The following is a 19,803-nucleotide window of genomic DNA, read 5'->3' on the forward strand; positions in this document are numbered from 1 at the left end:
AAATGAGAATTTTAAAAGATAGTACAGTCGGTTTATTGATGTCGCTATTGATTGGGGGAACAATATTTTGTTCCCCCGCAATGGCGCAAAAAAACAAGAAATCGCAAAAAGAACAAGCACCGGTTACCGTCTCAAAGGACGGTAAACTGGTTTATAAGGCAGATGCTAACGGAGATCGTATACCTGATTTTTCGTACTGCGGCTACATGGCTTCTAATCAGCCTATTCCTTTTGTTTCGGTACAGGTCGTAGTTCCGGTTAAAAAAGGTGATGCCACTTTACGTATACAATCAGCATTAGATTATGTGGCCTCTTTACCTGCGGATGCAAATGGTTTTCGCGGTGCGGTACTATTAAATAAAGGTATTTATGAAGTTTACGGAAGCTTAAAAATAAATGCATCAGGTGTCGTACTTCGCGGTAGCGGTATGGGGAATGATGGTACTATATTGCTTGGTGCCGGAAAAGACCGCGCAACCTTAATACAGGTAGCCGGTAAAAACGATAGAAAGAAATCAAAAGAAATTAAAATTACAGATGGTTATGTGCCTGTAAATGCATTTACATTTAACGTTGCTAATCCCGAAAGCTTAAAACCGGGCGATATGATCGTGATACACAGACCAAGTACCCAAGCTTGGATCACTGCCTTAGGTACCGATCATTTCGGTGGCGATTTAACCGCTTTAGCATGGAAACCTGGTGAGCGTGATATTTACTGGGATAGAAAAATAACGGCCATTAATGGTAATACTGTTACTATTGATGCGCCTATTACTACAGCTTTAGATAGCGCCTATGGGGGCGGTCTGATAGCAAAATATGACTGGCCGGGCAGAATTGACCGGGTCGGCATAGAAAATATTCGTTTACAATCAACTTATGATGTAAGCAACCCTAAAGATGAAGCCCATCGTTGGATGGCCATCACAATGGAAAATGTTTCAGATGCCTGGGTTCGCCAGGTAATTTTTGAGCATTTCGCGGGTTCAGCTGTTTTTGTACAGGAAACAGCTAACCGCGTAACTGTTGAAGATTGTAAATCGCTGTCGCCAATATCCGAGATCGGCGGTCAGCGCCGCAATACCTTCTGGACAACCGGCGGTCAAACACTTTTTCAGCGCCTTTACTCGGTAAATGGTATCCATGATTTTGCTACTGGTTATTGTACTCCCGGGCCTACTGCCTTTGTGCAATGCAGTGCATGGCAATCTTTAGGCTACAGCGGCGGTATAGATAGCTGGTCATCAGGTGTTTTGTTTGATATAGCGAATATTGATGGCGAGCCATTAAGCTATATGAACAAAGGCCAGGATGAGCAAGGAGCAGGCTGGAACATTGCAAACAGCGTATTATGGAATTGCAGTGCTGCACACGTAGACTGCTATCAACCACCAACCGCTCAAAATTGGGCATTCGGTACATGGGCACAATTTGGCGGTGATGGTTACTGGCAAGCATCAAACGAGATACTTAGCCCGCGTAGTTTTTACTATGCGCAACTGACCGATCGCTTAAATAAAGACGTGAGTCAGCAAGCAGGTATATTGCGTATAGAAACAGAGCCATCAAGCAGCCCAACAGTTGCCGAAGCCGCTGCGCTATTGGCAGCAGCTCGTAAACCAGCTACTACAATAGGTGATTGGGTTGATCAGGCACCAAAAAGAAATCCAATCAGTATCTCTTCGGCAGGTGCTAAAAACATTGATGTAATAGGCTATAAACAACCTGCTTTACCAGCAATGGCCCCTAAAATGAGTATCACTAACGGATGGATTGTTCGCGGGAATACTATTTTACAAGGCAGGCATTTTGAAGCCCCATGGTGGAGCGGTACTGTTAAGCCTGACTACTTAAAAGAAGCCAAGCCTGATGTTACACGCTGGGTACCCGGCAGAACAGGAACAGGCTTAACCGACAATCTAGAAGATGTAGCCGCCTGGATGCAAAAAGATAATATCATCGTGCTTGAGCATAACTATGGCTTATGGTATGAGCGTCGTCGTGATGACCATGAGCGCATTCGCCGCATGGATGGCGATGTTTGGCCACCTTTTTATGAATTACCTTTCCAGCGTAGCGGAAAAGAACTGGCTTGGGATGGTTTAAGTAAATATGATCTTACTAAATACAATACCTGGTACTGGAGCAGGCTTAAACAGTTTGCCAATATTGCTGATGAAAAAGGCTTAGTACTTTTCCATAACAATTTCTTCCAGCACAATATTATTGAAGCAGGTGCACATTATGCTGATTTCCCATGGAGAACTGCCAATAACATCAACAGTACAGGTTTCCCTGAGCCGGTTAATTATGCAGGCGACAAACGCCAGTTTATGGCCGAACAGTTTTATGATGAAACTGAACCTACAAGGCGTAAATTGTTAATTGCCTACATTAATAAATGTATGGACAACTTTGCTGATAACAACGGGGTTATCCAATCCATAAGCGCCGAGTTTACCGGTCCATTACATTTTATGCAATTTTGGGTTGAAACCGTTAAACAATGGGAACTAACCCATAAAAAGAAAGAGATAATTTGCCTTGGGGCAACAAAAGATGTTCAGGATGCTATCCTTGCCGATGCTGCAAAAGCTTCAGTTATTGATGCTATCGATATCCGTTACTGGTATTATGAAGGTAATGGCAAGCTTTACGCCCCACAAGGCGGCAAAAGCCTTGCGCCACGCCAGCAAGAACGCATTTATAAACCTAAAGCACCAACTTTTGAAGACGTTTATCATGCGGTGCATGAGTACAAGGAAAAATACCCGGCTAAAGCAGTTTTATATTCAGCCGATGCTTATGACCATTTTGGCTGGGCGGTATTCATTGCGGGAGGATCATTGCCTGCATTGCCAGCTACCACAGATAAACAATTCTTAACCGCTGCATCAGCAATGCAAAGCGTTGATTTACCGGGTAACCCAAAAGATCAATGGGCCTTGGGTAATGCCGCGAAAGGTTATATAGTTTACAGCAATACCAATAGTATTCATCTTGATCTGGCTGCAAATGCAAGCTATAAAGCAAAATGGATCAACCCAAAAACAGGGGAGGTTTTGCCGGATGAAGAACAGGTGAAAGGTGGTAGCAATACCGAAATTAAAAATCCCGGAACGGGAGAAGCTATTTTGTGGCTTGTCCGTATTTAAATAATATGTTTAAAAATATTGTTCTTGTAGGTGTTATTTCTTGTGTGCTTCTTTCCATAAAAAGCCAGCAAGCCGAAGTATTGCCCGAATTGAAAATATCGGCCAATCACCGCTTTTTTCAGGCTGATGATAAGCCTTTCTTTTGGATGGGCGATACCGGATGGCTTTTGTTCTCCAAACTGAACCGCGAGGATGCTGAGAAATATCTGGAAACCCGACGTAAACAAGGGTTCAATGTAATACAGGTAATGGTTTTGCACAGCCTTTCAGAAACAGATTTTTATGGTGACTCTGCCCTGAATAACAGAAATATCACCAATCCTAAAATCGCTAATGCCAACTATCCCAATAACTATTGGAATAACATTGATTGGGTGATGAAAAAAGCTGAAGAAAAAGGAATATACATCGCATTGGTTCCGGTTTGGGGTTCGGTGGTAAAATCAGCGCATATCAACCAAAATCAGGCTAAAGCCTATGCAACCTTTCTGGCCAATCGTTATAAATCATACAGTAACGTGGTTTGGATGAATGGGGGCGATATACCAGGCAGCGATTCCATAAAAGTTTGGAATACCATCGGCAATACCATTCATGTGATTGATCCGAATCATTTGATAACCTTTCATCCCCGTGGGAGAACAGAATCATCAATTTGGTTTCATAACGAGCCTTGGTTAAGCTTCAATAGCATCCAATCCGGCCACCGGAATTATAGCCAGGATACTTCAAAAAATGATCTTCGCTATGGCGAAGACAACTGGCGTTATATTCAAAACGATTATAACAAAATACCAATTAAACCCACATTGGATGCCGAACCATCATACGAGAAAATCCCTTATGGGTTACATGATATAACGCTGCCACGTTGGACGGATGCCGATGTAAGGCGTTACGGTTACTGGTCGGTTTTTGCGGGAGCATGCGGCTATACTTACGGCAATAACGATGTAATGCAAATGCATAATCCAAAGGATAAAGGCAGCGCCTATGGATCAAAGGATTACTGGTATACATCCATCAATGATCCTGGTGCGCAGCAAATGGTCTACTTAGAAAAATTGATGCTCTCACGCCCTTATTTTGAGCGTGTACCTGCCCAATCATTAATAGCGGCCAACCAAGGTCAACGCTATAACAGGTTGATAGCAACCAGGGGTAAAGATTATGCTTTTATTTATACCTATACCGGCCGTAATATGGATATAAATACCGGGCAACTGCCGGGTAAAAAAATTAAAGCGTCGTGGTATAATCCGCGTAATGGCGAAACCACGCTTATTGGCACTTTTAACAAATTAAAAACAGCGAAGTTCAATCCTCCCGGTCAACCTGCAAATGGTAACGACTGGGTATTGATACTTGATGCTATATAAAATCGTACTTAATAGTTATGTTGGGATCTAAAAAAATATACCTTTTTGTGTTAGCAGGGATACTATTGTTTTCCTGTAAAAGCAAAAAAGACGTGTACCTTTTTACGTCCTTTAACGAACCTGCGAGTGCTGGATTAAGATTGCTATACAGCCATGATGCCTATCACTGGACGGATCTAAACCACATCTTCATAAAACCGGAGGTAGGCGATGCCAAGATCATCCGTGACCCCTCAATAGAGCAAGGCCCGGACGGTATTTATCACCTGGTTTGGACAACCGGATGGAAAAATGATACCGGTATAGGCTATGCCGAATCTGCCGACCTGATACACTGGTCGCCTGAGCAACACATAAATGTAATGGCTGATGAACCAACCGCCGTTAATGCCTGGGCGCCAGAGTTGTTTTATGACGATACCCAAAAGCAATTTATAATCACCTGGGCATCAACAGTACCATTCCGTTTTGCCAAAGGCGAGGAGGACGAGAATAATAATCACCGGTTATATTACACCATCACTAAAGATTTTAAAACCTTTACACCAGCCAAGCTATTTCTTGATCCCGGTTTTAGTGTAATAGACCCTGAAATTATAAAGATCGCCGAAGGAAAATATGTTTTGGTGATGAAAGATAATACCCGGCCAAACCGCAACATTTTGGTGGCTTTTAGCGATAATCCGCTTGGGCCATATACCAACTATTCCAAACGATTTACGGAGATGTATTCCGAAGGCCCAACAATAACAAAAGCAGGCAAAAATTGGTTAATTTATTATGACTCATACCGCCTCAAAAAATTTGGCTGCATGCGTACAACCGATTTTAAAACATTCACCAATATAGCAGATTCTGTTAGCGTGCCTCAGGGGCACAAACACGGGACAATTTTTAAAGTAAACGAGAAGACGCTAAAAAACTTAAAGTTAGCAGCCGCATCAACGGCTAATTAATGTAATATGATGCTGAAAGTTAAAATATATATTATCCTAATTGTAATTACCGGGTTTAGCCTCACAGTTACAGCGCAGGACACCGTTCGGTACACAGGCAACACCGTTGCCAGTGTCGACTATCACAACGGCAGACTTACGCCGGTAATAGGTGTGCATAGCATGCAGATATTTAGAGCAAACAGGGAACACCCCGAGCAAGCAGATGGTTTTGGTTTTACCTATAATCACCAACCCATGTTGGCCTATTGGAATAATACTTTTTATGTAGAGTATTTAAGCGATAAAGTAGGAGAAAGCGTTCCCCCCGGTCAAACTTTGCTTATCACATCAAAAGATGGCGCAGCGTGGTCAAAACCAACAGTTATATTCCCACAATACAAGATACCGGACGGCACAACCAAAGAAGGTCACCCCGGCGTTGCGAAAGATCTGTATGCCGTTATGCATCAGCGCATGGGCTTTTATACTGCCAAATCAAAACGGTTATTAGCGCTCGGCTTTTACGGGATATGCTTGGATGCGCACGACGATCCGAATGATGGCAAAGGGATAGGCAGGGTGGTACGTGAGGTTTATCCAAACGGAAAATTCGGCCCGATCTACTTCATCCATTACAATCCAAAATGGAATGAGAGCAATACATCATATCCTTTTTACAAAATCAGCAAGGATAAAGGATTCGTTCAGGCATGTGATGAGTTAATGACCAATCCGCTAATGATGATGCAATGGCAAGAAGAAACAGATCGTGCCGATCCTTTAATTCCTCTCCACAAAGATTATAAAGCGTTCAATTTTTATCACTTGCCCGATGGCCGTGTGGTTGGGCTATGGAAATATGCCTTAACCGCTATTAGTACAGATAATGGCAAAACATGGCCTGCCAATGCAAGTCGTGCACCAAGGTTTGTAACCAGCAACGCAAAAATTTGGGGACAACGAACTTCCGATGGCAAATATGTTACGGTTTATAATCCGTCCGAATTTCGCTGGCCGCTGGCGGCTTCGGTTAGTCAGAATGGGTTAAATTATACCAACCTTTTACTGGTTAACGGCGAGATACCTACCATGCGCTACGGTGGCAATTATAAATCATACGGCCCGCAATACACCCGGGGAATTATTGAGGGCAACGGTACACCGCCCGATGGCAAGCTATGGGTTACCTACAGCATGAATAAAGAGGACATCTGGGTATCATCAATTCCGGTACCGCTGACTTCTGTTGCGACCCAACAAGCCGATGATGTTTTTAATGATATGCCAGCTGGAAAAGAATTGGAACAATGGAATACCTACAGCTCGTTATGGGCACCGGTAGGCATTGATAAAGCACCCGATGGTTCACGTGCTTTAACGCTTAAAGACTGGGATAAATTTGATTACGCCAAAGCAGAACGGGTAATCCCTGAATCAAAAAAACTGATAGCTGATTTTACCATCATCCCCGTACAAAATAACACAGGTATGTTGGACATTGAGTTCCAAAATGCGGCCGGTGATGCAGCCTTGCGCCTAACTTTTGATTCAACAGGAGTCTTCAGGGCTAAAACAGGATATCGCTCAAAAAATATGATGAAATATGTGGCTAACCAGGCTTATCACATCACCATAAAACTAAATACCGATACCCGCTTCTATACCGTAAATGTGAATGGTAAAGATGTATTAACCAACCTGTTTTTTGCTCCTGTACTTAGCGTAGAACGCATAGTTTTCCGTACCGGCGATGTAAGACGCTTCCCGACTGCTGATACACCAACAGACCAGGATTATGATCAACCCAATCCCGGTGAACCGGCTCCGCCTGCTGCTTTTTATATCAAATCATTTAAAACATCTACCTACTAATGCTACTCAGGAAATACATAGTTATAATTTTCTTAATAAGCTGTAGCGCAATGGCTTCAAATACTTACGCTGTTGCAGTTATACCAAAAATATTGGGTAATGGAATGGTGCTGCAACGCGAGAAACCTGTACCCATTTGGGGAACGGCGACTGTAGGTGAAAATGTTACAGTTAAATTCAATAACCAGGTTAAAAAAGCCACCGCTGATGTTTCAGGCAAGTGGGAGATAATGCTTGATCCCATGCCCGCATCGGCTACGCCACAGGTATTGGAAATAAACGGAACTAATACCATTAAACTCGATAATATTTTAGTTGGCGAGGTATGGCTATGCTCAGGCCAATCCAATATGTCATACGAAATGCGTAAGAATAGCAAAGTGCGTAGGCCAGATACTACTACCGTTAATACGCCGATTGATGAACTCGACAAGGCGCACAATCCACAGATCAGGATATTTTTAGTTACCCAACATAATTTAAGAATGCCCGATTCAACCCATTCAGGCTGGGATATTGCTGAAGGCACAGCTTTACGAAACTTCTCAGCAGCGGGATATTTTTTCGCGAAGAATCTTAACCATGATCTGCATGTTCCGGTTGGTATTATCTGTTCCGCGATAAGCGGCAGCCGCATAGAACCATGGATGCCTACTGAAGCATTCGATGCCATTCCATATTTCAAGCAAAATAATGTAAAAGTGGATGGTGATCCCGGCAAGCTTTATGTTAATATGATAGCACCTGTTGCGCCTTATGCCGTACGTGGTTTTTTGTGGTACCAGGGCGAAAGCGGCGCATACTTAGGCGAAACCATCAGCTATACCTATAAAATGGAAGCGCTTATCAATTGGTGGCGACAAATTTGGGACGATAAAGATCTGCCATTTTACTACGTGCAGATAGCGCCATTTTATTACTCCAGAGCTAAAAGTAATATAACCTATAGCATATATACCGAACCTGAATTCCGCGAGGCCCAAACCATGGCGCTTAAAATCCCGCATACCGGGATGATCGTTACTACCGATCTGAATGATTCATTAACCAACATTCACCCGGCTTTTAAATGGATGGTAGGGCGCAGACTAGAATTACAGGCATTAGCCAATACATATGGCAAAAAGAATATGGTTTTCTCAGGACCTATGTATCAAAGCATGGAAGTTAAAGGAAATAAGATCATCCTTGATTTTAAATATGTAGGCAATGGACTGGTTAGCCACGATGGTAAACCACTCGATTATTTTGAAATAGCAGGCAGCGATGGCAAATTTGTTATGGCGAAAGCTATAATTGAGGGTAATAGGATTGTAGTTTCATCGCCCGAAGTATCTCACCCGGTAGCAGTACGTTTCGCCTGGACGGAAGTAGCCGACCCCAATTTCTACAATAAAAATGGATTACCCGCTGTGCCTTTCCGGACAGATAACCCATTGAAATTCACATTAACAGCTAATTAATCTGAGCATGAAATATGCCTGTCTTAAAATATTTATTTGTTTGTTGCTAATCATCTCGGCAGTAAATACCTATGCGCAAAAAACACAAATTCAATTCCTTTCAGGTACTGGGAGCGATCATACTGTAAACTGGCAATTCTATTGTACCGCTGGCCAAAACTCAGGTAAGTGGACAACCATCCCGGTACCTTCAAACTGGGAACTGCAAGGTTTCGGTAAATACAATTATGGTTTGGATAAAGACACCCTTAAAGGGAAAGAACAAGGTCTATATAAATACCAGTTCAACATACCCGTATCATGGCAGGGGAAAGATGTCAATATCGTATTCGATGGCTCCATGACCGATACTAAAGTGATGATCAACGGCGTTCAGGCTGGCGACATTCACCAAGGGGCTTTCTATCGTTTTAAGTACGATATAACTAAGCTGCTTAAATACGGACAAAGCAATTTACTAGAAGTTACGGTATCTAAATATTCTGCAAATGCGTCTGTTAACGCGGCCGAGCGCAAAGGCGATTTTTGGGTTTTTGGTGGGATATTCAGACCGGTGTTTTTAGAAGCTTTGCCCAAAGAGCATATTAACCATGTTGCTGTTGATGGTAGAGCCGATGGCAATTTTAAAGCTGAGCTTAAATTATCTGATATAAAAAACAAAGGCACTATTATCGGACAGTTTTATACTATTGGTGGTCAAAAAGCAGGTGCTGTTTTTTCAACCAACGTTAAAGCTGGAGACACCTCTGCATTAATCAAAACTCATTTTATTGCGCCTAAACTGTGGACGCCGGAGTTTCCTAATTTATATAATGTAGTTTTCACGCTTCAATCCAACGGAAAAATAATTCATACCGTACAACAACGGTTTGGCTTTCGCACGGTTGAACTACGTTTGCACGATGGCATTTATGTAAACAACGTTAAAATCAAGTTTAAAGGTGTTAATCATCATTCCTTTTGGCCAACTACAGGTCGTGCAACGAATAAATACATAAGCATCGCCGATGTAAAGCTTATCAAAGCGATGAATATGAATGCGGTTCGTATGTCTCATTACCCACCAGATGAACATTTTCTGGATGTGTGCGATTCACTGGGTTTATTCGTGTTGGATGAGTTAACAGGCTGGCACCATGCCTATGATACGCAGGCTGGTTCAAAATTGGCTAAAGAAATGATCTTGAAGGATGTGAATCATCCTTCCATAGTGATCTGGGATAATGGCAACGAAGGCGGTTTCAATTTCAACCTTGATCATTGGTTTGATGATTTTGATATTCAAAAACGGCCACTGATCCATCCATGGGCGGTTTTCAGAGGCACCAACACACAGCACTATCCTAATTATGATTATGGCGATAACACCGCTATTCACGGTCATGATGTTGATTTTCCGACAGAGTTTCTACATGGCATATACGACGGTGGCGCAGGCGCGGGCTTAGACGACTATTGGGAACTGATGTGGCATACGCCTATATCGGCAGGTGGTTTTATTTGGGTTTTTGCCGATGAGGCTGTTGTACGTACCGATAAGAACGGCAAGCTGGATTCTGACGGTGACCATGGTCCTGATGGTATTTTAGGCCCATATCATGAAAAGGAAGGCAGCTTTTATACCATTAAAGAAATCTGGAGCCCTGTACATATAGAACCTCGTGAAATAACACCGCAATTTGATGGTAAACTGAGGTTGGAGAACCGCTATTTCTATACCAATTTAAAGCAATGTTCATTCACTTATAAACTTGCGAAATTAGGCAATCCTTATCAACAAATAGCTAAAAATCAGCTGACAGGTTCAATTCCTTCGCCTGATGTACAGCCGGGGCAATATGGTGATTTGCAAATGCGTTTACCTGCCGGATGGCAAAATTATGATGTGTTATATGTAACCGCTTATGATCCCCATAAACAGGAATTATTTACCTGGAGTTGGCCGATCAGTAGCCACCAGGTAATTACCCAGCGGATGATGCCCGAAACTAAGGGCAACAGACCAACCATAACCGAAACAGACTCACTTTACAAAGTATCTGCTAACGGGATCAAACTGGAATTCAACCGCAACAATGGCGTACTGAAAAAGGTAGAAAATAAAAAAGGAGAAATTCCATTTAATAACGGACCGATACTAGCCGAAGGCCAAAGTAAAGCTGGTTTTATAAAACTGGTCAATTATTATAAAGCCGATACGCTGGTGATTGAAGCCAGTTTCGCACCAAAAACAACCGAAGCACAACTGCGATGGCTGATCTATCCATCAGGTTTGGTAAAGTTGGACGTTAAATATTGGCCTATTGGTGAGGAAGCAAATTTGCTCGGCGTAAGCTTCTCCTATCCTGAAAAGGATGTAGAAGGTGTTGACTACATGGGTGATGGCCCTTACCGGGTTTGGAAAAACAGGTTGAAGGGTGTAAGTCTGGGTGTTTGGGATAAAACTTATAACAATACTGTAACCGGTGAAGATAGTACTAAATTGATCTATCCGGAATTTAAGGGTTATTACTCCAACCTATATTGGATGAAGCTTAAAACCACAGGTCAGCCAATTACCATCATCTGCAATAGCCGTGATGTGTTTATGCGCTTGTTCACCCCAAAATATCCGAAGCTTACTTACAATAACAACATTGCCCCCGATTTCCCTTCAGGCGATATTTCATTTATGCATGGAATACCACCTATCGGCACAAAATCACAAAAGCCTGAGAAGATGGGCCCTTCGGGTGACTTGAATCAATATTTTAACTACGATAAGCACATAGAAGATGCCTTATCGCTGCAACTGTATTTTGATTTTCAGGTAAATAACCAATGATAAAAAGATCGTTCCATATCGTCCTTTTAGTAATCGGTATTTTTAGCTGTTTCATGTGCAATTCGGCTGTTGCAGCTGTTGGTATAAGCAACCTGCGTTGCGAAATGCTATACAATCCGCAAGGTATTAGTACAGCGCGTCCCCGTTTAAGCTGGCAAATAACCAGCGATCAGCGTAATACAGTACAAACCGCTTATGAAATTATAGTAGCCTCATCAAAGCAGAAACTGACACGTAATGAAGGTGACCTGTGGGATTCGCGTAAAACAATATCTGACAAATCCATTATGGTTAATTACGCTGGTAAACCGCTAATCAGCCGTTCGCAATGTTATTGGAAAGTTCGGGTATGGACAAACAAAGGTATAAGCGAATGGAGCAACCAACCCGCAAACTGGAGCGTTGGGTTATTAACCCCGAGCGATTGGCAGGCAAAATGGATTGGCTACGAACACGGTTTCCCCTGGGATAGCGTGAGTAAGTTTTCAAGGTTATCTGCTCGTTATTACCGCAAGCAATTTCAAGCTACGCAATCAATAAAAAAGGCTACGGTTTACATCGTTGGTTTAGGTCATTATGAACTTTACATCAACGGTAAAACCATTGGCGACCAGGTTTTGGCGGAAGCGCCCACAGATTACACCCAATCTGTATTATATAATACGTTTGATGTTACTGCCGATATTCAACGAGGTGATAATGTTATCGGTACGGTATTAGGTAATGGCCGTTTTTTTACCATGCGGCCAAAATACAAGCCTAAAAAGATAAAAGAATTTGGATTCCCTAGGCTATTATTACAACTGGAAATAACTTATCAGGATGGCAGTAAAAAAACGATCATCAGCGACGATAGCTGGAAATTTACCGCCGACGGCCCAATAAGAACGAATAATGAATATGATGGTGAAGAATACGATGCCACTAAAGAATTAATAGGTTGGAATAAAACAGGCTACGACGATAACAATTGGCTAAAGCCTGAATTGGTTGAAGCGCCGGGAGGGAAGATAGAGGCCCAAATGGATGCGCCGATTAAAATAATGGATACTGTTAAGCCGATCAATATAGTCCAATTAAAACCGGGCACCTGGATAATGGACATGGGGCAGGATATGGCAGGATGGGTGCAAATGAAGGTAAAAGGCAACCGTGGCGACAAAGTTACCCTCTGCTATGCGGAAACACTAAAGCCTGATGGTGATTTGTATACAGCTAACCTCCGTGATGCCAAAGCAACCGATGTGTATATTTTAAAAGGTGGCGATGAAGAAACATGGCACCCGGTTTTTGTGTATCATGGTTTTAGGTATGTGGAGATAACCGGATATCCGGGCGCACCGACTATATCCGATTTTATCGGTCAGGTAGTTTATGACGATATGGCTAACACTGGCCAGTTTGAAACGTCGAATACTTTAATCAATCAAATATACCATAACGCCTATTGGGGCATACGAAGCGATTACAAAGGTATGCCGGTAGATTGCCCACAGCGCAACGAACGCATGCCATGGTTGGGTGACCGTGCTACAGGTTCTTTAGGTGAAAGTTTTGTGTTTGATAATGAAAACCTGTACGCCAAATGGTTGGATGATATTGAACAATCGCAAAAACCGGATGGTTCGATACCCGATGTGGCACCTGCGTATTGGAACTATTACAGCGATAATATGACGTGGCCCGGCACCTATATTTTGATAGCCGATATGCTATATAATCAGTTTGCTGATAAAGCGCCTATTGAAAAACATTATGCGTCCATGAAAAAATGGCTCGGTTATATGCGCCAGAAATATGATAAAAATAACTTGATGACCAAGGATAAATACGGCGATTGGTGCGTGCCACCCGAATCGCCCGAATTGATCCATTCCAGGGATTCATCGCGCAATACCAATGGCGAGCTTATTGCTACAGCTTACTATTATCGCATGCTGTACTTAATGCAGCACTTTGCCGTACTGCTTAATAAACCGGCTGATGTACAGTTATTCTCAACATTAGCATTGGAAGCAAAAAACGCATTCAATCATAAGTTTCTTAATAAAAAGACTTTGCGGTACGATAACAATACAGTTACCGCCAACCTGCTACCACTGTATTTCGGTATGGTGCCTGATGCTGATAAAAAGGTGGTATTCAACAATATCGTTAATAAAATAACCATCGATGCCAAAAGTCATATAAGTACAGGGGTAATAGGCACACAGTGGCTCATGCGTGGCTTAACAGATTTTGGCCGCCCTGATATCGCTTACCATATTGCCGCTAACGACGATTACCCAAGCTGGGGTTACATGGTTAAACGGGGAGCAACAACTATATGGGAATTATGGAACGGAGATACCGCCGCCCCGGCAATGAACTCGCGTAACCACGTAATGCTCTTAGGTGATCTTATCGCCTGGTTTTATCAAGATTTGGGCGGAGTAAAAGCCGATGAACCCGGTTTTAAAACCATTATCATGAAACCTGCCGAAGTTGCCGGTTTGGATAGTGTAAGTGCATCTTACCAAACGCCTTATGGCCTGGTAAAAAGCAATTGGAGAAGGCACGACAAACAATTTGATTGGGTAATTACCATCCCCCCGAATTCAAAAGCGGTTGTTTACCTGCCTGTTAATAGTTTTTCCGGTATCAGAGAAGGTGGAAAAAGAATTCCGGCAGCAAGTGGTTTTAAATACTTAGGGCAGGATAAAGGTGAAGCGAAAATAGAAATAGGATCGGGCGATTACCATTTTGCGGCGAGTAATTATTTGAGTAAGGAGTAAATAGTGATGTACAAGAGAAGTTTATTAATAACGATGATGTGTTTGAGCTTTGGTTTAACAACAAAAGCTCAATTAAAAATATGGCAGCATGGGATGGTTACCGATGAGTTCATCTTTGAAAAAGCGCCATATCCTGAATGTCATGCGGCCACCATCGCCGAAACTAAGCAAGGTCTGGTAGCTGCTTGGTTTGGCGGCACAAAGGAGCGTAATCCTGATGTTTGTATATGGGTAAGCCGCTTAGTAAATGGTAAATGGACCGAAGCTATTAATGTAGCAAACGGCATCCAGAATGATACCCTGCGCTATGCTTGCTGGAACCCGGTTCTTTATCAGGTTCCTAATGGTGATCTGTTTCTGTATTATAAAATAGGCCCATCACCAGCGAAATGGAAAGGTTTTCAAAGGATCTCCAAAGATGGCGGGATTAGCTGGTCGACACAGGAAGCTTTGCCTGATAGTATTTTAGGCCCGGTAAAAAATAAACCGGTTATGTTGGGCAACGGAAATATTTTATCGCCATCAGGCACGGAAAATGGTGGTGCTAAAATTCATTTCGAATTATCCAAGGACAAGTGCCAAACGTGGACGATAACCGGTCCCGCTGGTGATGGCAAGACCATTAAAACATTGCAGCCAACCATTTTGGTTCATAGGGATGGCAGCATACAGGCATTATGCCGCACGCAGAATAGGGCGATATATGAAACTTGGTCAAAAAATAATGGCGTTACTTGGTCGCCGCTTGCACAAACATCGTTGCCTAATAATAACTCAGGTATTGATGGGGTGACATTAAAAGATGGTCGTTCATTATTGGTTTATAACCATGTTTTGCCTCCGGGTAAGTTAGCTAAAGGCGCACGTACGCCGCTGAATGTAGCTATATCAAAAGATGGTAAAACCTGGTATGCTGCTTTAATACTGGAAGATTCGCCAATTAGCCAATACTCTTACCCATCGGTAATTCAAACTAAGGATGGTTTAGTACATATAGTTTATACCTGGCGCAGGCAGCGGATTAAGCACGTAGTGATTGATCCAAATAAATTAGTGTTGAAAGAGATAAAAGACGGTGTATGGCCTAAAGTAGATGGCTATACAGCCCCGGTAGTAACAGGTGATACAAAGGATCTTTAAAAGATTGAAACTATGAAGAATTACAAGTTATACACGCTGATGATTGCTTTGGCTTTGTTGCCGATGCTCATCTGGGCGCAACAAGATACCGATCATCTTTACCGAAAATCATTAAAAGATGTATTGGATGAAATACAGGCCAGGTTTCATGTGAAGATCAAATATTCGGAAGACCAGGTAAAGGACAAATATGTTAATTACGCCGACTGGCGGTTCAGAAACACAGTTGATGAAACCTTAGATAATGTACTAGCGCCGGTAGATATGAAGGTCAATAAAACCGGGCCAACATCATACAAATTAAAAGATTACGAATATAATGTTTGGTCTGTTGCCGATGGCTGGGCAAAGCTGGATAGCATAGCAAAACTATACCATGATGAAGCAAGTTGGGAAAAAAGAAAGGAATTGCTTCGCCCGGCATTGTATAAAGCGCTTGATTTATATCCCTTGCCCGCTAAGCCTGATTCAAAACCGATCATCACCCAAAAAAGAATTTACAACGGTTACTCGGTTGAAAATATAGCTATCGAAATTTTGCCCGGTTTATATATCAATGGGTCACTTTACAAACCATTGCATTATAAAGGCAAAATCCCGGTAATGTTAAGTCCGGATGGGCATTGGGATAAACAACGTTATCGCGCCGATTGTCAGCTACGTTGCGCAACGCTGGCTCGTATGGGTTGTATTGCTTACAGCTATGATCTTTTTGCCTGGGGCGAATCGTTATTACAGTTCAAATCCGAAGATCACCGTACAAGCATAGCCCAGGTTGTGCAAACTTTAGGTGCCATCCGTATTATTGACTATCTATTGACTTTAAAAGAAACTGATCCAAACAGATTAGGGATCAGCGGCGGCTCCGGTGGTGGCAGCCATACCGTTTTAATGGCGGCGTTAGATCCTCGTATTAAACTAAGTGCGCCGGTGGTTGCCGTATCGTCTTATTTTTATGGTGGATGCCCTTGCGAAAGCGGGATGCCTATACACATGGTTTGCGGGGGCACTGATAACGTAGAGCTAGCCGCTATGGCAGCCCCAAATCCGCAGCTATTGATAACCGATGGTAAAGACTGGACAGCGCACATGCCTGAACATGATTTTCCTTACCTGCAAAAAATGTATGGCTATTACGGTAAAACTAATCTGGTTGAAAACGTGCATCTGCCAAATGAAGGCCATGATTATGGCCCGTCAAAACGTAATGCGCTTTATAAGTTCGTTGCTAAAAACTTCAACCTCGATATACATAAGATTGAGGACAAAAGCGGCAAAATAGATGAATCCCAGGTAACTATTGAGAAAGAACCGCTAATGTATGTTTTTGGCGATCATGGACAATATTTACCTAAAGATGCTATACATGGTTACGAAAACTTGTTGCATGTTTTTGCGACTACTCCAAGAGAAAAGAACCCTGTTGATTAAGCCGATATGAAAAAAGAAACGATCAAATTTATTGCTACAGGCATCAGTCTTTTGATGTTACTAAATCTATGCCCTAAATCCGCGTTAGCGCAAAATGATAAGCGATACAAAGTTGCCGTTGCCGACATCATGATATTGAAAAGGCAAAAGATTGGCGCTTTCCCATTAACAAAAGAATTAGGTGCTGATGGTGTTGAAGTAGATATGGGCGGTTTGGGTGATCGGGAAACCTTCGATAATAAACTTGCTATAGATTCTAACAGAACACAGTTTCTGGCTAAATCAAAGGAACTAAACATACAGATCAGTTCCCTGGCAATGACCGGTTTCTATTCCCAGTCTTTCGCGCAAAGGCCAACCGCAGTTAAAGCGGTTCAGGATTGCATCAATATGGCAAAACTGATGAATGTTAAGGTCGTCTTCCTGCCGTTGGGCGTGCAAGGTGATCTGATAAAAAATCCTGAACTCAGGCCTGCTATTGTTGAACGCTTGAAAGCCGCAGGTAAAATAGCTGAACAGGCAGGCGTAATCATCGGCATCGAAACATCATTGAGCGCAAAAGATGAATTACAATTACTAAAAGATGTTGGCTCACTGGCGGTTAAAAGCTATTTCAACTTCGCTAATGCGGTAAAAAATAACAGGAATATTGTTCAGGAGTTGAAAACACTGGGCAAAAGCAACATTATTCAAATTCATTGTACTGATGATGATGGGGTATGGTTACAAAATGATACCAAGATCGACCTGAAAAAGATTAAGCAAACACTGGATAAAATGGGTTGGAGCGGCTGGCTGGTGATAGAACGCTCGCGGGATGCCAGCGATCCTAAAAATGTAAAGAAGAATTTCACTGCCAATATAGTTTACGTAAAGTCAATCTTCCAGCAATAATATGAAGTTAGCTCGTACCGTATTATTAAGTATTTGTATACTATGCTTTATGGGCATACAGAGGAGCCATGCTGCCAATATATGGGTGGCTATAAATGGTAACGACAATAATCCGGGTACAAAAGATCAACCGAAACTTACCATAGCGGCTGCCTTGCGCCAGGCCCGTGAATTGCGCAGGCTAAATGATCCTTCGATAACGAACGGCATAAACATTATTTTACAAGGCGGGGAGTACGTTTTAGATGAACTGCTATTTATTCGCCCGGAGGATTCCGGTACTTCTACATCACCAATAATAATTGAAAACGCGCCCGGTGAAAAACCAGTGATCAGCGGGGGAGCGGTGGTTAAAGGCTGGAAAAAAGCATCAGCCTATATCTCCGGCTTGCCAAAGGAAGCACAAGGTAAGGTTTGGGTCGCAGCTATGCCGGAGGTAGGAGGTTGCGCTTTGTTATTCAGGCAACTTTGGGTGAATGGTATTAAAGCGATCCGTGCGAGGGAAAGTAATACTGATGAAGAAATGAGCCGCATTTTATCGGTAGATAAACAACAACAGGAAATTTGGATACCGATACCCGGAAGTGGTTTACCTAAATATCCAGATCAAATGGAGATGGTTATTCACCAGATGTGGGCAATTGCCAATTTGCGGGTTAAATCTATCACCATAAAAGGCAATCAAGCCGGGTTAACATTTTATCAGCCTGAAAGCAAAATAGAATTTGAACATCCCTGGCCTCCACCCGTGATTGACAAGGGACATAAAATGAATGGCAACTCGGCGTTTTATTTAACTAATTCATTATCATTTTTAAATAGACCGGGCGAATGGTATGAAGATATGCATACCAATAAGCTTTATTACTATCCACGCAAAGGCGAAAATATGGCCGATGCAAAAGTAACCGCGCCATCGCTTGAAACATTGGTAAAGGTTGAAGGAACGATGGAAAGGCCGGTAAGCTTTGTGCGGTTTAAAGGGATTAGTTTTGAAAATACAACGTGGCTTCGCCCATCACAAAAAGGGCACGTACCTTTGCAGGCTGGCATGTATCTGTTGGATGCCTATAAATTAAAAATAAAAGGCACACCCGGGAAGAGTGGTTTAGAAAACCAGGCATGGGTAGGCCGACCAGCGGCCGCGGTGGAGTTATCCTATGCAAATCATACCGGGTTTGAGAATTGCATATTTACCCATCTGGCATCAACCGCATTGGATTATACAAGAGGTACGCATGACGACGAAATAAAAGGAAACCTTTTTACCGACATAGGCGGTACAGCTATTCAAATCGGCATTTATTCTGATGAGGCTTTTGAAGCGCATTTGCCCTATAACCCATCAGCGTTACGTGAGGTTTGTACCAATGAGCATATCGAAAATAACTTAGTTGCAGATGCTACCAATGAAGATTGGGGATGCCTGGGCATAGGCGCTGGTTATGTAAAGGGAATAAGAATTGAACACAACGAAATTTTTGATGTATCCTATTCAGGGATAAGTGTAGGCTGGGGTTGGACGAAAGCTGCGAACGCCATGAGCGACAATATAATACGTGCGAATAAAATACATCACTACGCTAAGCACATGTACGATGTTGCGGGTATCTATACTTTATCGGCTCAGCCCAATTCTATTATTGACAGCAATTATGTAGACAGCATCTATAAAGTTTCCTATGCTCATGACCCGGAACATTGGTTTTATCTATATACCGATGAAGGATCGTCATACTTCACCATAAAAAACAACTGGTGCCCGTCAGAGAAATTCCTCAAAAATGCCAATGGCCCCGGTAATGTTTGGGAGAATAATGGCCCTATGGTAGCTGAAAGTATAAAGGATGCAGCAGGTTTGCAGACACCTTATCAATACCTGTTAAAAGGTATAAAAGTTAACCCCGGCAATCAACCTATAAATCATTAA

The 19,803-nt window shown here is 42.5% G+C and carries 11 protein-coding genes; all 11 read left to right on the forward strand.

The features are described from left to right. Positions 1 to 2 precede the first annotated feature (2 nt). From GSQ74_RS19205 to GSQ74_RS19255, 11 genes are read left to right on the forward strand one after another with little or no spacing between them, the layout of a single operon-like run. On the forward strand, positions 3 to 3,158 hold the full coding sequence (locus tag GSQ74_RS19205) for a DUF6298 domain-containing protein (RefSeq protein ID WP_158995829.1): 3,156 nt from the start codon (positions 3 to 5) through the stop codon (positions 3,156 to 3,158). A gap of 5 nt (positions 3,159 to 3,163) precedes the next feature. Continuing rightward, the gene (locus tag GSQ74_RS19210) at positions 3,164 to 4,537 is read left to right on the forward strand and encodes a glycoside hydrolase family 140 protein (protein WP_158995830.1); all 1,374 of its coding nucleotides are present in this window, start codon (positions 3,164 to 3,166) and stop codon (positions 4,535 to 4,537) included. Positions 4,538 to 4,554: 17 nt separating this feature from the next. Then, entirely contained in the window at positions 4,555 to 5,493 is a 939-nt protein-coding gene (locus GSQ74_RS19215) for a glycoside hydrolase family 43 protein (RefSeq protein ID WP_158995831.1), read from the forward strand. Positions 5,494 to 5,499: 6 nt separating this feature from the next. Continuing rightward, on the forward strand, positions 5,500 to 7,347 hold the full coding sequence (locus GSQ74_RS19220; protein ID WP_254060926.1) for an exo-alpha-sialidase: 1,848 nt from the start codon (positions 5,500 to 5,502) through the stop codon (positions 7,345 to 7,347). Between the two features lie 50 nt (positions 7,348 to 7,397). Further along, a complete protein-coding gene (locus tag GSQ74_RS19225) occupies positions 7,398 to 8,810 on the forward strand; it encodes a sialate O-acetylesterase (protein ID WP_254060927.1) in 1,413 nt (470 codons plus the stop codon). A 7-nt stretch (positions 8,811 to 8,817) separates the two neighbouring features. Beyond that, positions 8,818 to 11,634 carry a glycoside hydrolase family 2 protein gene (locus tag GSQ74_RS19230; RefSeq protein ID WP_158995833.1) on the forward strand — a complete coding sequence of 939 codons (2,817 nt, stop codon included), beginning with the start codon at positions 8,818 to 8,820 and terminating at the stop codon, positions 11,632 to 11,634. Further along, positions 11,631 to 14,408, forward strand: a complete 2,778-nt coding sequence (locus GSQ74_RS19235; protein WP_158995834.1) for a glycoside hydrolase family 78 protein — start codon at positions 11,631 to 11,633, stop codon at positions 14,406 to 14,408. The genes GSQ74_RS19230 and GSQ74_RS19235 overlap by 4 nt, the downstream gene beginning before the upstream one ends. Before the next feature lie 6 nt (positions 14,409 to 14,414). Continuing rightward, positions 14,415 to 15,548: an exo-alpha-sialidase gene (locus GSQ74_RS19240; protein WP_158995835.1), complete on the forward strand. Its 1,134-nt coding sequence runs from the start codon at positions 14,415 to 14,417 to the stop codon at positions 15,546 to 15,548. Between the two features lie 12 nt (positions 15,549 to 15,560). Further along, positions 15,561 to 16,979, forward strand: a complete 1,419-nt coding sequence (locus GSQ74_RS19245; protein ID WP_158995836.1) for an acetylxylan esterase — start codon at positions 15,561 to 15,563, stop codon at positions 16,977 to 16,979. A 6-nt stretch (positions 16,980 to 16,985) separates the two neighbouring features. After that, on the forward strand, positions 16,986 to 17,873 hold the full coding sequence (locus GSQ74_RS19250) for a sugar phosphate isomerase/epimerase (protein ID WP_158995837.1): 888 nt from the start codon (positions 16,986 to 16,988) through the stop codon (positions 17,871 to 17,873). 49 nt (positions 17,874 to 17,922) lie between these two features. Beyond that, complete coding sequence (locus GSQ74_RS19255) at positions 17,923 to 19,803, forward strand: right-handed parallel beta-helix repeat-containing protein (RefSeq protein ID WP_254060928.1); 1,881 nt, start codon at positions 17,923 to 17,925, stop codon at positions 19,801 to 19,803.

Origin of the sequence: Mucilaginibacter sp. L196 (assembly GCF_009765905.1) — a bacterium.
Lineage (GTDB): Bacteria > Bacteroidota > Bacteroidia > Sphingobacteriales > Sphingobacteriaceae > Mucilaginibacter.

What these genes read in the sequence shown, in the direction of transcription:
- GSQ74_RS19205 (WP_158995829.1), top strand. Translation starts at nt 3, where the DNA reads ATGAGAATTTTAAAAGATAGTACAGTCGGTTTATTGATGTCGCTATTG.
- GSQ74_RS19210 (WP_158995830.1), top strand. Translation starts at nt 3,164, where the DNA reads ATGTTTAAAAATATTGTTCTTGTAGGTGTTATTTCTTGTGTGCTTCTT.
- GSQ74_RS19215 (WP_158995831.1), top strand. Translation starts at nt 4,555, where the DNA reads ATGTTGGGATCTAAAAAAATATACCTTTTTGTGTTAGCAGGGATACTA.
- GSQ74_RS19220 (WP_254060926.1), top strand. Translation starts at nt 5,500, where the DNA reads ATGATGCTGAAAGTTAAAATATATATTATCCTAATTGTAATTACCGGG.
- GSQ74_RS19225 (WP_254060927.1), top strand. Translation starts at nt 7,398, where the DNA reads ATGGCTTCAAATACTTACGCTGTTGCAGTTATACCAAAAATATTGGGT.
- GSQ74_RS19230 (WP_158995833.1), top strand. Translation starts at nt 8,818, where the DNA reads ATGAAATATGCCTGTCTTAAAATATTTATTTGTTTGTTGCTAATCATC.
- GSQ74_RS19235 (WP_158995834.1), top strand. Translation starts at nt 11,631, where the DNA reads ATGATAAAAAGATCGTTCCATATCGTCCTTTTAGTAATCGGTATTTTT.
- GSQ74_RS19240 (WP_158995835.1), top strand. Translation starts at nt 14,415, where the DNA reads ATGTACAAGAGAAGTTTATTAATAACGATGATGTGTTTGAGCTTTGGT.
- GSQ74_RS19245 (WP_158995836.1), top strand. Translation starts at nt 15,561, where the DNA reads ATGAAGAATTACAAGTTATACACGCTGATGATTGCTTTGGCTTTGTTG.
- GSQ74_RS19250 (WP_158995837.1), top strand. Translation starts at nt 16,986, where the DNA reads ATGAAAAAAGAAACGATCAAATTTATTGCTACAGGCATCAGTCTTTTG.
- GSQ74_RS19255 (WP_254060928.1), top strand. Translation starts at nt 17,923, where the DNA reads ATGGGCATACAGAGGAGCCATGCTGCCAATATATGGGTGGCTATAAAT.